General features: G+C 65.3%; 13 protein-coding genes. 8 read left to right on the forward strand and 5 right to left on the reverse strand.

The window, feature by feature from the left end:
• Window positions 1-16: 16 nt before the first annotated feature.
• Window positions 17-481 (reverse strand): GatB/YqeY domain-containing protein, encoded by a 465-nt coding sequence (locus tag ACXAG6_RS16150; RefSeq protein ID WP_475338824.1) that lies wholly within the window; start codon window positions 479-481, stop codon window positions 17-19.
• A 225-nt stretch (window positions 482-706) separates the two neighbouring features.
• Between ACXAG6_RS16150 and carA the strand changes: the two genes are divergently transcribed.
• The 3 genes from carA to ACXAG6_RS16165 all read left to right on the forward strand — a co-directional run bounded on the left by carA (window position 707) and on the right by ACXAG6_RS16165 (window position 5,100).
• Window positions 707-1,861: a glutamine-hydrolyzing carbamoyl-phosphate synthase small subunit gene (gene carA, locus ACXAG6_RS16155; RefSeq protein ID WP_475338826.1), complete on the forward strand. Its 1,155-nt coding sequence runs from the start codon at window positions 707-709 to the stop codon at window positions 1,859-1,861.
• Window positions 1,862-2,057: 196 nt separating this feature from the next.
• Window positions 2,058-2,879 (forward strand): hypothetical protein, encoded by an 822-nt coding sequence (locus ACXAG6_RS16160; RefSeq protein WP_475338827.1) that lies wholly within the window; start codon window positions 2,058-2,060, stop codon window positions 2,877-2,879.
• A gap of 154 nt (window positions 2,880-3,033) precedes the next feature.
• Window positions 3,034-5,100: a glycosyltransferase gene (locus ACXAG6_RS16165; RefSeq protein ID WP_475338828.1), complete on the forward strand. Its 2,067-nt coding sequence runs from the start codon at window positions 3,034-3,036 to the stop codon at window positions 5,098-5,100.
• On the opposite strand, the gene ACXAG6_RS16170 is transcribed toward ACXAG6_RS16165, so the two are convergent.
• On the reverse strand, window positions 5,075-5,716 hold the full coding sequence (locus ACXAG6_RS16170) for a GntR family transcriptional regulator (RefSeq protein WP_475338830.1): 642 nt from the start codon (window positions 5,714-5,716) through the stop codon (window positions 5,075-5,077). The two genes, ACXAG6_RS16165 and ACXAG6_RS16170, sit on opposite strands and share 26 nt — an antisense overlap.
• Before the next feature lie 102 nt (window positions 5,717-5,818).
• Here ACXAG6_RS16170 and ACXAG6_RS16175 point away from each other — a divergent pair, with 102 nt between their 5' ends.
• The gene (locus tag ACXAG6_RS16175) at window positions 5,819-6,463 is read left to right on the forward strand and encodes a pyrimidine 5'-nucleotidase (RefSeq protein WP_475338831.1); all 645 of its coding nucleotides are present in this window, start codon (window positions 5,819-5,821) and stop codon (window positions 6,461-6,463) included.
• A gap of 248 nt (window positions 6,464-6,711) precedes the next feature.
• Entirely contained in the window at window positions 6,712-7,896 is a 1,185-nt protein-coding gene (locus tag ACXAG6_RS16180) for an FAD-dependent monooxygenase (RefSeq protein WP_475338832.1), read from the forward strand.
• A 14-nt stretch (window positions 7,897-7,910) separates the two neighbouring features.
• Here ACXAG6_RS16180 and ACXAG6_RS16185 read toward each other — a convergent pair whose 3' ends face one another.
• The 3 genes from ACXAG6_RS16185 to ACXAG6_RS16195 form a co-directional block, all read right to left on the reverse strand.
• Window positions 7,911-9,041: an aminotransferase class V-fold PLP-dependent enzyme gene (locus ACXAG6_RS16185; protein ID WP_475338833.1), complete on the reverse strand. Its 1,131-nt coding sequence runs from the start codon at window positions 9,039-9,041 to the stop codon at window positions 7,911-7,913.
• 66 nt (window positions 9,042-9,107) lie between these two features.
• Window positions 9,108-9,575, reverse strand: a complete 468-nt coding sequence (locus ACXAG6_RS16190) for an Lrp/AsnC family transcriptional regulator (RefSeq protein WP_475338834.1) — start codon at window positions 9,573-9,575, stop codon at window positions 9,108-9,110.
• Window positions 9,572-10,027: an Lrp/AsnC family transcriptional regulator gene (locus tag ACXAG6_RS16195; RefSeq protein WP_475338835.1), complete on the reverse strand. Its 456-nt coding sequence runs from the start codon at window positions 10,025-10,027 to the stop codon at window positions 9,572-9,574. The genes ACXAG6_RS16190 and ACXAG6_RS16195 overlap by 4 nt, the downstream gene beginning before the upstream one ends.
• A 135-nt stretch (window positions 10,028-10,162) precedes the next feature.
• Here ACXAG6_RS16195 and ilvC point away from each other — a divergent pair, with 135 nt between their 5' ends.
• The 3 genes from ilvC to ACXAG6_RS16210 all read left to right on the forward strand — a co-directional run bounded on the left by ilvC (window position 10,163) and on the right by ACXAG6_RS16210 (window position 12,817).
• Window positions 10,163-11,185: a ketol-acid reductoisomerase gene (gene ilvC, locus ACXAG6_RS16200; RefSeq protein ID WP_475338837.1), complete on the forward strand. Its 1,023-nt coding sequence runs from the start codon at window positions 10,163-10,165 to the stop codon at window positions 11,183-11,185.
• Window positions 11,186-11,262: 77 nt separating this feature from the next.
• Entirely contained in the window at window positions 11,263-12,180 is a 918-nt protein-coding gene (locus ACXAG6_RS16205; protein WP_475338838.1) for a DMT family transporter, read from the forward strand.
• A 70-nt stretch (window positions 12,181-12,250) separates the two neighbouring features.
• Window positions 12,251-12,817 carry a hemerythrin domain-containing protein gene (locus ACXAG6_RS16210; RefSeq protein ID WP_475338839.1) on the forward strand — a complete coding sequence of 189 codons (567 nt, stop codon included), beginning with the start codon at window positions 12,251-12,253 and terminating at the stop codon, window positions 12,815-12,817.
• The last annotated feature ends 46 nt before the right edge of the window (window positions 12,818-12,863 follow it).

Below are 12,863 nucleotides of genomic sequence, written 5' to 3' on the forward strand. Positions count from 1 at the left end.
CCAGCCCACCAGCCAATCAGGCCAGACGATCCTTCACCATCGGGCCAACGCTGCCAAAATCCATCTGGCCGGTGTAGCGCTCCTTCAGAACGCCCATCACCTTGCCCATGTCGCGAATGCTCTCGGCGCCGGTGGTTTCAATCGCTTCGCTCACCGCAGCCTCGGCTTCCTGTTCCGAAAGCTGCTGCGGCAGAAACTCTCCAATCACCTTCACTTCCGCAAGCTCGCGCTCGGCAAGGTCCAGCCGTCCGCCCTCTTCATAGGCGCGGGCGCTTTCCTGCCGCTGTTTCACCATCTTCCCCAGAATGGCCAGCACCTCGGCATCCGTCACACCGGCCTCGCCAGCGCCGGTCTCGCCGCGGGCCGCGATGTCCTTGTCCTTGATCGCGGCATTGATGAGCCGCAGCGTCGAGAGGCGCTCGGCCTCCTTGGCCTTCATGGCCTCCTTCAGCGCCGAAGTGACGCGATTTCGGATATCCATATGGTTGACGTCCCAGTGTTTTGCGCCCGCTGCGCAAAGAGTGGTTGCGCGTCCCCCGGGCCAGACAAGGGCGCAACTTACGCCGCCCTCCCGCGTGGGGCAACCCGTGCACCGGGCAACGTGGCGGAAACAGCACGTTTCACCCGGCCCAACAGCGGGTTGACGCCCCCGGCGCACGGTCCTAGACACAGGCGGATTTGCCTTCCCGCCAAAGGAGTCGCGCCCATGCCCAGCCAGCCCAAACCCACCGCCTGCCTCGCCCTCGCCGATGGCACGCTGTTTTACGGACAAGGCTTTGGAGCGACAGGCGTGCGCACCGCCGAGCTCTGCTTCAACACCGCGATGACCGGCTATCAGGAAATCATGACCGACCCGTCCTACGCGGGCCAGATCGTCACCTTCACCTTCCCCCATGTCGGCAACGTCGGCGTGAACCCTGAAGATGACGAAACCGCCGATCCGGTGGCCGAGGGCATGGTCGTGAAGTGGGATCCGACCGAGCCCTCCAACTGGCGCGCCGCCGAGCAGTTGCAGGCCTGGCTGGCCCGGCGCGGGCGCGTCGGCATCGGCGGGCTTGATACCCGGCGGCTGACCCGGGCGATCCGCCAGCAGGGCGCGCCCCATGTGGCACTGGCCCATGACCCGGAGGGCAACTTCGACATCGAGGCGCTGATCGCCTCGGCGCGTGAGTTTTCCGGGCTGGAGGGGCTCGATCTGGCAAAGGACGTGACCTGCGCCCAGAGCTACCGCTGGGACGAGATGCGCTGGGCCTGGCCCGAGGGCTTCACCAAGCGCGAGGGGCCGGGTCACAAGGTTGTGGCCATCGACTACGGCGCCAAGCGCAACATCCTGCGCTGCCTCGCCTCCGCCGGCTGCGACGTAACGGTGCTGCCCGCCAGCGCCACGGCTGAAGAGGTGCTGGCCCACAACCCCGATGGCGTGTTTCTGTCCAACGGCCCGGGCGATCCGGCGGCAACGGGCGAATATGCCGTGCCAATGATCAAGGAAGTGCTGGCCAAGGACATCCCGGTCTTCGGCATCTGCCTCGGCCACCAAATGCTGGCGCTGGCGCTCGGCGCGCGCACCATCAAGATGAACCACGGCCACCACGGCGCGAACCACCCGGTGAAGGATCTCACGACCGGCAAGGTCGAGATCACCTCGATGAACCACGGCTTCACCGTGGACAGCCAGACCCTGCCCGCCGGTGTGAGCGAAACCCACGTGTCGCTCTTCGATGGCTCCAATTGCGGCATCGCGGTCGATGGCAAGCCGGTGTTCTCGGTGCAATACCACCCCGAGGCCAGCCCCGGCCCGCAAGACAGCTTCTACCTCTTCGAGCGCTTCGCGGCAGCGATGAAGGAGAAGGTGCCGGGCTGAGGGAGGCCATGCCTTGAAATGGACGATCGGCCTTTTCGCTGCTGCTGCAATCGTGGCAGCCGCAGCATGGTTTATATTGGTCGGAACATCCCTTTCCCCCTTCACACCGGCACGGACCCCACCCCCACAGGGTTTTGATCCCGCCGCTTTTCCGGAACTGGCTGCCATGTCGTCCACCGCGCAGGCGACTGTCTCGGTGCCTGGCGATGGGTCGGAGTACCGCGAGCACTACACGATCCCCGCTCTCGGGGTGACTTACTTCATCCTGTCGAACCCGGATGGCACCCGGCGGGTAATTTTCGTGAACGCCGACGGAGAAGTGATTGCCGATATCACCGATCAGCCACAACTCTTCCCGATGGGCGAATACTTCGTGGCGCTCGATGGCTATTACACCGTTTCGGCGCAGGCTGTGTCCGCCCGAAAACCGATCATCGAAACCGAGGTTGCCTCCGAGCAAGCCCTTGAGGCGATGATCGCCGAAAGCAGCCACTATCGGTCCTACACCGCAACTGAGCTTCCAAGTAACGATCTGGCTCAGGGCATCAACAACAGCCTGCACGTCATGCGCCATGACGGCGTCTGGAAGAGTGTCCTGAGCGAAGATCAGCGTTACTACGACTGGAAAGTCCCCGAATTTCACCGCTTGGACGCTCAATACCGTGTCGCGCGTCGGGGCGACACCCGCCGACATCAAAAGGTCTTTGACGGTCGATACCGGGTCGAGCTGACCCATTTCGACCAGATAGAATACGTGCCCGAGCGCGGCGCAATGATCGGTAGTACAACCGGCAAGGGTCGCGCGGCGCGATGGGTCGGCACCGGGTATTACACGGTCTTTATCGACGATGACCCCGCCCTGCGCTTCCGTATCGAGGACGACCGAGAATTCCTCTCTCCCTATGGGCCGGCCTACCTGATCATTCTCGGCGGAGCAGGGAAGGAGTTCATCGTGATAGAACATCGCAACCACCTGAACGCCCGGCAGGTCGTGGTTGTCAGTGCTGCTTCGGAGTGACGCCGCCATATCCATGCCCGCGGCACAGACCTTAACCCTTCCTTAACCAATCGGGCGACAATATGGCAGGGCGGGGGCTGCTGGGCCTCCGCAAATGCCGCCGGGTCTGCCTTCTGTTTCACCCCGGCGTTACCTGGGGAAGGAACCACGCTCCGTGAGCCCGCAGCCAATGCGCCGCGTGGCTGTTGTCGCACCCGCCGCTGGCGAGGGTGGGCTACAGCTTGTCACGCCCAAACGCCCGCCCGAGGCCATGCGCCCCCGGCTCGGCAAAATCCTCGTCGAAACGGGCGCGCTCGACCCCGGTGATCTGCTCAGGGCTCTCGCAATGCAGGCCCGTGAAGAGGCCCGCCTTGGCGATATTCTCCTTGCCCATAAGATGGTCACCCAAAGCCAGCTAATGGAGGCTCTGGCCACCCAATGGCGCGCCCGCGTGATCGACCCGGCCTTCGAGCCGCCCGACCCCCGACTGGTGGATCGCTACAGCCCCGAGCGTTGCCTGCGCGACTGCATCCTGCCGTGGCGGCGTCGTGGCTCGCTCACCGTCATCGTCACCGCCCGGCCCCACCTCTTTGCCCGCCATCAGGAAGAGCTGACGCGCCTCTTCGGGCCGGTCGTCATGGCGCTCGCGCAGGAGCATGAGGTGTTCCGCGCAGTCCAACAGATCCGCGCCATAGATCTGATTCACAAGGCCGAAACCAAGGTCGCCGAGCCGCTCAGCTGCCGCGAGTTCCTCACGCGCGGCAAGCAGCGGGCACTTCTGGCCATCTGCCTCGCCGCGCTCGTCACCACCCTCGCCGCGCCATGGCTCACCCTCGCCCTGTTCACCGCATGGGCCGTGGTCACGCTCTGCCTGCAAATGGCGATGAAGGGCGCGGCCACATGGTTTGCATGGCGCGGCATGCGCGCCGAAGCCCACGAACGCCAGCACCGCGCCGCCGCGCTGGAAGAGGCCGCCCGCGCCAGCACCGCGCCCGCGCCCCTCACCCTCGCCTCCGCCCTCCCCGCCTTCAACAGCCGCCGCAACCGGCCTGCCATCGCCCGGCTGCCGGTGGTCTCTGTTATGGTGCCCCTGTTCCGAGAAGAGCACATCGCCTCCCATCTGGTGCGGCGGCTGTCGCGGCTGACCTACCCCAAGGAGCTGCTCGATGTCTGCCTCGTCATGGAAGCCTCCGACGACACCACCCGCCTCACCCTCTCGCGCACCCGCCTGCCACCGTGGATTCGCGTCATCACCGTGCCGCGCGGGGCGGTGCAAACCAAGCCGCGCGCGCTGAACTACGCGCTCGAACTCTGCCGCGGCTCCATCGTCGGCGTCTGGGATGCCGAGGATGCCCCCGACCCGGACCAGATTCACAAGGTGGTCCAACGCTTCCACGAGCGCCCGCCCGAAGTCGCCTGCCTGCAAGGCGCGCTCGACTTTTACAATGCGGGCACCAACTGGCTCTCGCGCTGCTTCGCGGTCGAATATGCCAGCTGGTTCCGCGTCGTGCTGCCGGGGCTGGCGCGGCTGGGCTGGCCAATCCCGCTGGGCGGCACCACGCTGTTCTTCCGCCGCGAAGCGCTAGAAAAGATCGGTGGCTGGGATGCCCATAACGTCACCGAAGATGCAGATCTGGGCATCCGGCTGGTCCGCATGGGCTACCGCACCGAACTCGTGCAAAGCACCACCTATGAAGAGGCCAACTGCCGCGCCCTGCCCTGGGTCAAGCAACGCTCCCGCTGGCTCAAGGGCTACGCCATAACCTGGGCCGTGCACATGCGCGCGCCCCGCCAGCTCTGGCGCGACCTCGGCGCATGGCGCTTTGCCGGCTTCCAACTGCTGTTTCTCGGCGCGCTCACCCAGTTCATCCTCGCGCCCTTGCTTTGGAGCTTCTGGCTCGTCCTCCTCGGCGTCTGGCACCCGATCGCAGCAGCGCTGCCCGGCTGGGCCTTCTGGGCGCTGGCTGGCACATTTCTCGCCTCCGAAGCCATCACCATCGCCACCGGCATCGCTGGCACCCAGCTGGCCGGCCACCTGAAGTTGCGCAAATGGGTGCCCACGCTGCACTTCTATTATCCGCTGGGGGCGCTCGCCTCTTACAAGGCGCTCTGGGAGATCGTCACCAAACCCTTCTATTGGGATAAAACCACCCACGGCCTCCACCATGAGGAGGCCGACGAGCTTGCGCCCATCATCGTGCTGGAAGAGGCCTCCGTCAGTCCTGCGCCGCGTCCAGCCTGAGCCGCTGCTCGAAGGCCGCCGAAATGTGGCGGCGCAGCGCCTCGCCCGCCCCCGGCTCATCGCGCGCCGCCATCGCATCGACAATCGCCTGATGCTCCGCCAGCGCCTCCTCGCCCCGCCCCTCGGCCGCCAACGAGGTGGTGGCCAGCAGCGCCATCGAGCGATGCACCAGATCAAGCTGCTGGATCAGAAAGCGGTTGTGGCTGGCCAAATGGATCTGCCGGTGAAACCGCCGGTTGGACCGGCTCAGCGCAGCCGGGTCATCCACCTTGGCGCGGTCCTCCTCCACCATCTGCCCCAGCACCTTTACCTCTTCGGCGGTCGCATGGCGGGCCGCCAGCCGCGCCGCCAGCCCCTCCAACTCGGCCCGCACCACATAAAGCTCGGCCAGTTCGTTGTGGTCAAGCGAGGCCACAATCAGGCTGCGCCCGTCACGCACCAGCAGGCCTTGGGTCTCCAACCGCTGCAACGCCTCTCGGATCGGCGTGCGTGACACCCCGAACCGCTCGGCCAGCTCGCTCTCGACCAGCCGGTCGCCGGGCTTGTAGGTGCCCAGATCAATCGCATCGAGAATAAGCCCGTAGGCATCCCCCTGCGCGGGCCGTGCGCTTGGCATCCAACCACTCCTCTTTGTCTCGTCCGGCGAGCCTATGCGCCCGCGCCGCCCCAAGGCAAGCGGCCCTTGCGCCGCACCGCCCGCGCGCCTAGCGTCCGCCCCATGTCGCACGCCCCCCTCTTCTCCCATGTCGCCGCCTGGGTCTTTGACCTCGACAACACGCTCTATCCGCCCGAGGCCCGCCTCTTCGACCAGATCGAGGTGCGCATGACCGCATGGGTGATGGAGGCGCTCGGCGTCGATCAGCCCGAGGCCGACGCGCTGCGCAAGAAATACTGGGCCGATTACGGCACCACGCTCGCCGGGCTGATGGAGGTCCACGGGCTCGATCCGGCCCCCTATCTCACCCATGTCCACGACATCTCGCTCGACCATCTGGAGCAGGATGACGCCCTCGCCGCCGCCATTGCCGCCCTGCCCGGCAACAAGTTCGTCTACACCAATGGCTCCAAACCCTATGCCCAGCGGGTGCTTTCCGCGCGCGGCCTGTCCGGCCTCTTTGACGAGGTCTTCGGGGTCGAACATGCGGGTTTTCGGCCCAAGCCCGAGCGGGCCGCGTTTGAAACCGTCTTTGCCAAGGCCGGTCTCGACCCGGCCCGCGGCGCGATGTTCGAGGACGATCCCCGCAACCTCGCCGCGCCCCACGCGATGGGCATGCGCACCGTCCACGTCGCGCCCGAGCCGCTGGCGGCGCCGCACATCCACCACCACACCGCCGACCTCACCCGCTTCCTCACTAGCCTCTAGCAAGCGGCCTGTAGACAAGGGGAAAAGCACGCCGAGGCCCGGATGAGGCGGCCCGGTCGGTTAACCTCTCGCCATTTTGCAAAAACCCCCTGTGCATAGGATGTGCATGGGTTGTGCATCACATGTTGCCCGTTAACTTTCCCGGGTTAACGCCGAAATCTGCGCCGCGCACAGGCGTTTTCGCAAAACCTCCGCTGCGCCGATACGTCCCCTTGGCAATTGCCTCCCAAGCGCCCTAAATCCCCACAATGGCACGTAAAACAACCGATATCCTCATCGCAGGCGCGGGCATCGCAGGGCTGACAGCTGCGGCCTGTTTCGCCCATGCCGGATACAGCGTCACCCTCGCCGCCCCAAGGCCCCCGAGCCGAGATAAAACCGATGGAGATCAACGCTCTACCGCTTTTCTCGACCCGGCAATCAACCTCTTCACAGAGGCCGGCCTTTGGCAGCCTCTGGCGCCCCACGCCCAGCCTCTGCAAGAGCTGCACATCACCGATACCACTGGCTGGCCGCCCAAAATCCGCGATTCCCGCGCCTTCCGCTCCAGCGCGCCCGGCACCCCGCCTCTCGCGCAAAACCTGATGAACTGGCGCATCGCGGGTGTGCTGCTCAATGCTTTGGAATCCCTGCCAAATGTCACCCTCCATTGGGGCGCGAGCTTTGCTTCAATGGTCACGCGAGAGGGCGAGGCCATCTTCCGGCTCACCGATGGCACCGGCCTGCGCGCCCGCCTCGTGATCGGTGCCGACGGGCGCGAAAGTACCGTGCGCGAAGCCGCTGGAATTGCGGCAGAAATTTCCCGTTTCGGGCAAAAGGCCCTCGCTTTCTCAGTCACCCACCCGGAGCCGCACCGCAACATCTCCACCGAGGTCTACAATCAGGGCGGGCCCTTCACCCTCATTCCCCTCCCTGATGACGATGGCACCCCCACCTCCGCGGTGGTCTGGATGAACCCCGGCCCCGAGGCCCTGCGCCTGCAAGCCCTTGAGCCGGAAGATTTTTCCGCCGAGGCCACCATGCGCTCCGCTGGCCTCCTTGGCCCGCTCACCCTTGCTAGCCCGCGCGCCCTCTTCCCGATCATCACGCTGCACGCCAAGGCCCTCACAGCCCAGCGCACCGCCCTCATCGCCGAGGCCGCCCATGTGATTCCGCCCATCGGCGCACAGGGGCTCAACACCTCGCTGAACGACCTTGCAGCCCTCCTGCAAAGCGCCACGCCAGAAACCCTCGGCTCCCGGCAACATCTTGATGCTTATGAAAATTCCCGCGCCCGCGACGTGGCGGCGCGGGTCGCGGCAATCGGTTTTTACAACCGCCTCACCCGCTCCGGCCTGCCGCCGCTGCAATCGCTGCGCCTCTCCGGCCTCAAGGTCGTGGCCGATGTGCCGCCCCTGCGCCGCGCGGTGATGCGTGCGGGCATGGGCGGTTAACCGGGGATTAGGAACTAGGCGATAACCTTGTCGAGAACCCGCTCAAGCCGTCCGAGCGTCGCCTCAACATCCGCCAGCTTGTCGAGCCCGAAAAGCCCGATGCGGAAGCTCCTGTAATCCGCGCCTTCGTCCACCATCAGCGGCACCCCGGCGGCAATCTGCACGCCTTCTGCAGCAAAGGCGCGGCCTGTCTGTAACTCCGGGTCGTCGGTGTACACCACCACCACGCCCGGCGCACCAAAGCCCTCTGCGGCCACGCTTTTCAGCCCCTTGGCGGCAAGCATGGCCCGCGCCCCATCGCCGAGCGCCTGCTGCGCGGCCTTCACTTCGCCGAAGCCTCTGGCCTCGGTCTCTTTCAGCGCGCCGCGAAACACCCGCAGCGCATCGGTCGGCATGGTCGCATGGTAGGCATGCCCCCCCGCCTCGTAGCTCTGCATGATCGCCAGCCACTTGCCCAGATCACAGGCAAAACTGTCGCTCTTTGTCTCCGCAACCTTCTCCTCCGCCCGCGCCGAAAGCATCACCAGCCCAGCCGAGGGCGGCGCCGACCAGCCCTTTTGCGGCGCTGAAATCAGCACATCCACCCCGGTCGCTTCCATATCAACCCAGATGCAGCCCGAGGCGATACAGTCGAGCACCATCAGCCCGCCAACCCCATGAACGGCCTTGGAAATTTCGGCGATGTAATCATCCGGCAGGATCATCCCGCTCGCGGTTTCGACATGCGGCGCAAACACCAGCGCGGGGGCTTCGGCCTTGATCCGGGCCACCACCTCTTCCACCGGCGCGGGCGCAAAGGCTGCGGTCGCGTCATTTCCCGCACGCCGCGCCTTCATCACGATCTCGTCCGCCGGAATACCGCCGGCCGAAAAGATCTGGCTCCAGCGGTAGGAGAAGAACCCGTTGCGCACCACCAGCACCGTCTCGTCGCGCGCCAGCTGCCGTGCCACGGCCTCCATCGCATATGTGCCGCCCCCGGGCACCACGGCGACGGCAGCGGCGTTGTAGCAGGCCTTCAACCCGCTCGAAATATCACGCATAACCTCCTGAAAAGCCTTGCTCATGTGGTTCAAAGAGCGGTCGGTGAACACCACCGAAAACTCCAGCAGCCCATCCGGGTCGATATCTCCGCGCAGTGCCGTCATGGGGCGATCCTCCGTGTTGGTCGGCCCATAGCTAGCCCCACCGGGCCGCAAAGCAAAGCCCGACTGTCAGCCGTGCGCGCCACCAATCGGCCCCGGGCGGCGCTCTTCGGTGAGCAGCACATTGGCCTCCACATTGCCCACCCCCGGCATCGCCATGATCCGCCGCCGCAGCACTCGCTCAAAATCGGCAAGGTCGCGTGCCGTCACCCGCAGCCTGTAATCATACAGCCCCAGCACGTGCTCCACCGTCTGCACCTCCGGAATGGCGCTCACCGCCCGCTCAAAATCGTCGAGCGAAACCCGCCCCTTGGTCGCCAGCTTCACCCCAAGGAAGACCGTCACACCAAAGCCCAGCTTTTCGGCATCAAGCCGCAGCCGCCGCCCCGAGATCGCCCCCGCCTCGGTCAGCCGCTTGATCCGCCGCCACGCCGCCGGTTGCGATAGCCCCAGCTTGCGGCCCACCGCCCCCGCGCTCAACCGGCCATCCGCCTGCAGCGCCGCCAAAATTTCCCAGTCCAACTCATCAAGCATCATACCGGCAGCGCCTCCTGCCGCTTGATCCGGCTCACGTGCATCAACGCTTCGATGTCAGCGATATGGGGCAACGCCATGATCTTTTCCCGATACACAGCCGTCCAATGCCCCATGTCACGGGCGATCACCTCCAGCCGCACGTCGACCCTGCCGAGAAAGGTCTGAATTTCCGTCACTTCCCGCACCTCGCGCGCGGCGTTAAGAAAATCGTCAAAGGCGCGTGGCAGTGTCTTGTCGAGGGTGATCCGGAGCGAGACCCGCACCGCAAAGCCAAGCGCCTCCCAGTCAATCACCGCCTCCTGCCCACCAATGACCCCATCGCGCTCCATCCGCTCCACCCGCCGCCATGCCTGCTGGGCAGACAGGCCAACACGCTCCGCCAGTTCGGCAGCCTTCAGGCTTGGCTCGGCCTGGAGATGACGGAGAATGCGGCGATCGTGATCATCTAGCATGATTTTCTCGCGAAAAAGGAAAATGGTGAATTACTATTTCACTCAAAGCGCAGAATACGTCAACACCAACTCTCCCGCGCCCACCAAAGCATCGCTACAACTCGCCCCAACGAAACCACTCCCGGAGGGACAGACATGCGCGTTTATTATGACCGCGATTGCGACATTAACCTGATCAAAGACAAAAAGGTGGCCATTCTCGGCTACGGCTCCCAAGGCCACGCCCACGCGCTCAACCTGCGCGACTCCGGCGCCAAAAACCTCGTCGTCGCCCTGCGCGAAGGCTCCCCCTCCGCCAAAAAGGCCGAGGGCGAAGGCCTCAAGGTCATGGGCATCGCCGAAGCCGCCGCATGGTGCGACCTGCTGATGTTCACCATGCCCGATGAGCTTCAGGCCGAGACCTACAAGAAATACGTGAAGGACAACATCAAGCCCGGCTCCGCCATCGCCTTCGCCCACGGCCTCAACGTGCACTTCGGCCTGATCGAAGCCCCCGCTGGCGTCGACGTCATCATGATGGCCCCCAAGGGCCCCGGACACACCGTGCGCGGCGAGTACACCAAGGGCGGCGGCGTGCCTTGCCTCGTGGCCGTGCATAACGATGCCTCCGGCAAGGCGCTGGAGATCGGCCTCTCCTACTGCTCCGCCATCGGCGGCGGCCGCTCGGGCATCATCGAAACCAACTTCCGCGAAGAGTGCGAAACCGACCTCTTCGGTGAGCAGGTCGTGCTCTGCGGCGGCCTCGTCGAGCTGATCCGCATGGGCTTTGAAACCCTCGTGGAAGCCGGTTACGCTCCCGAGATGGCCTATTTCGAGTGCCTCCACGAGGTGAAGCTGATCGTGGACCTGATCTACGAAGGCGGCATCGCCAACATGAACTACTCGATCTCCAACACGGCCGAGTATGGCGAGTATGTCTCCGGCCCGCGCATCCTGCCCTACGAAGAGACCAAGAAGCGCATGAAAGAGGTGCTGACCGACATCCAGAAAGGTGTCTTCGTGCGGGACTTCATGCAGGAAAACGCCGTTGGCCAGCCCAACTTCAAGGCCACTCGCCGGATCAACGACGAGCACCAGATCGAAGAAGTCGGCGAGAAGCTGCGCGGCATGATGCCCTGGATCTCCGCTGGCAAGATGGTGGACAAAGAGCGCAACTAAGGCGCCGCCCCCACCGGCATATGTAAAATCGAGCAACCCCGGCCACCGCGCCGGGGTTGTGTTTTCCGGAAGGCCCTATGAACGCACAAGCCCCTGAAATCACGGCTAAAAGCTGGGCGATGGTCGCCATCCTCGGTGTGATCTGGGGCGGCACTTTCATGGTGCAGAGCCTTGCGCTGCAAACCACGGCGCCCTTCTGGGTGGCTGCCGCGCGGGTCAGCTTTGCCGCGCTGCTCACCGCGCTGGTCTGGCGGCTTAGGGGCGGCCACATGTTCACCACCACGGCCACCGACTGGCCCCGCCTTACCGCGGTTGCCCTGCTCTCCTCGGCCATCCCCTTCATGTGCCTGAGCTGGGGCCAGCAGTTCGTGCCCTCGGCCTTCGCCGGGGTCTCCATGGCCAGCGTCACGCTCTTCATCCTCCCCCTCGCCCATCTGTTTCTGCCCGGCGAGCGGATGACCCTGCGCCGCACGGCGGGCTTCTTGCTCGGCTTTGCAGGCGTGGCCGCGCTGATCGGGCCGGAAGCCCTTTCGGCCACGGGCGCGGCAAACGAGGGCTGGGGCCGCGCGGCCTGCCTCGCGGCGGCCTGCTGCTATGCCGTCTCCTCCGTGATGATGCGCCGCCTGCCCCCGATCGACCCCATCGGCCTCACCTTCGCCACCGTGGCCATCGGCGCGCTCTTCGTCATTCCGGTTGCCGCCATCACCCACGGCGCACCGTCCAACCCCGGCACGAACGGCCTGCTGATACTCGCCCTGCTCGGCCTCGTCCCCACCGCTGGCGCCAACCTGCTGCGCATCCTCGTGATCCGCTCCGCCGGCCCGGTGTTCATGAGCCTGACGAATTACCTCGTCCCGCTCTGCTCCATCCTCTTCGGCTGGCTCATCCTGTCTGAGGATCTGCCCGGCTCGCTCTTTATCGCCATGGCGCTCATCCTCTCTGGCGTGTTCATCAGCCAATGGGGCGCACTCACCCGCCTGTTTCGCCGCCAGTGAGCGCCAGCGCACAGGTCACAGGGCCAAGCCGCGCATTGATATAATATAACACCACGCCCATCTGCCCTGCATGACCAACCTTCATGTGAGCAAAAGAGAGGGCCTGCCAACCGAGATGCAGACCCTCCTTCGGGCCACCCCGCGCGAATCCTGGCCGGGGCACCCGAACTTCGCCGCCTCCGTCGCCAAATGGATGGGGGCTCACCAAATGTTCCGCGACCTCGCCCGTGTGACGCGGGAGGATACCGAGGCCTACCTCGACAAGGAGATCAGCGATGATGCCTACACCCGGTCCCTCGCCCGCTTCGGCGACCGGCTGGTCCGCAACCTCCACGGCCACCACGCCTGGGAGGACCGGCGGTTCTTCCCCGAGCTGAACGCCGCCGATGACCGCTTCGAGGCGGGGCTGGAGATGCTGGAAAGCGACCACATGGAGATGGACGCGCTGCTGGGGCGGTTCACCCGCAAGGGCAACCGCATCATCCAACTCGCCCACCTCGATCCGCCATCCATGGCGGAAGAGGCACGCGGTTTCCACAACGAAGCCGTCGCAGCCGAAGCCTTCCTCGCCCGGCATCTGACCGATGAGGAAGACCTCGTGGTGCCGATCATCCTGCACCACAAGCTCCGTGGTTAAACTGTCGGGCCCGCTTCCACGCGCGGGCCCGGCGCAAGGCTCGGTT

This window comes from Vannielia sp. ABF1_015, assembly GCF_056160745.1.

Coding starts and splice junctions, on each gene's coding strand:
- ACXAG6_RS16150 (WP_475338824.1), bottom strand. CDS start 481: ATGGATATCCGAAATCGCGTCACTTCGGCGCTGAAGGAGGCCATGAAG.
- carA (WP_475338826.1), top strand. CDS start 707: ATGCCCAGCCAGCCCAAACCCACCGCCTGCCTCGCCCTCGCCGATGGC.
- ACXAG6_RS16170 (WP_475338830.1), bottom strand. CDS start 5,716: ATGCCAAGCGCACGGCCCGCGCAGGGGGATGCCTACGGGCTTATTCTC.
- ACXAG6_RS16175 (WP_475338831.1), top strand. CDS start 5,819: ATGTCGCACGCCCCCCTCTTCTCCCATGTCGCCGCCTGGGTCTTTGAC.
- ACXAG6_RS16180 (WP_475338832.1), top strand. CDS start 6,712: ATGGCACGTAAAACAACCGATATCCTCATCGCAGGCGCGGGCATCGCA.
- ACXAG6_RS16185 (WP_475338833.1), bottom strand. CDS start 9,041: ATGACGGCACTGCGCGGAGATATCGACCCGGATGGGCTGCTGGAGTTT.
- ACXAG6_RS16190 (WP_475338834.1), bottom strand. CDS start 9,575: ATGATGCTTGATGAGTTGGACTGGGAAATTTTGGCGGCGCTGCAGGCG.
- ACXAG6_RS16195 (WP_475338835.1), bottom strand. CDS start 10,027: ATGCTAGATGATCACGATCGCCGCATTCTCCGTCATCTCCAGGCCGAG.
- ilvC (WP_475338837.1), top strand. CDS start 10,163: ATGCGCGTTTATTATGACCGCGATTGCGACATTAACCTGATCAAAGAC.
- ACXAG6_RS16205 (WP_475338838.1), top strand. CDS start 11,263: ATGAACGCACAAGCCCCTGAAATCACGGCTAAAAGCTGGGCGATGGTC.
- ACXAG6_RS16210 (WP_475338839.1), top strand. CDS start 12,251: ATGACCAACCTTCATGTGAGCAAAAGAGAGGGCCTGCCAACCGAGATG.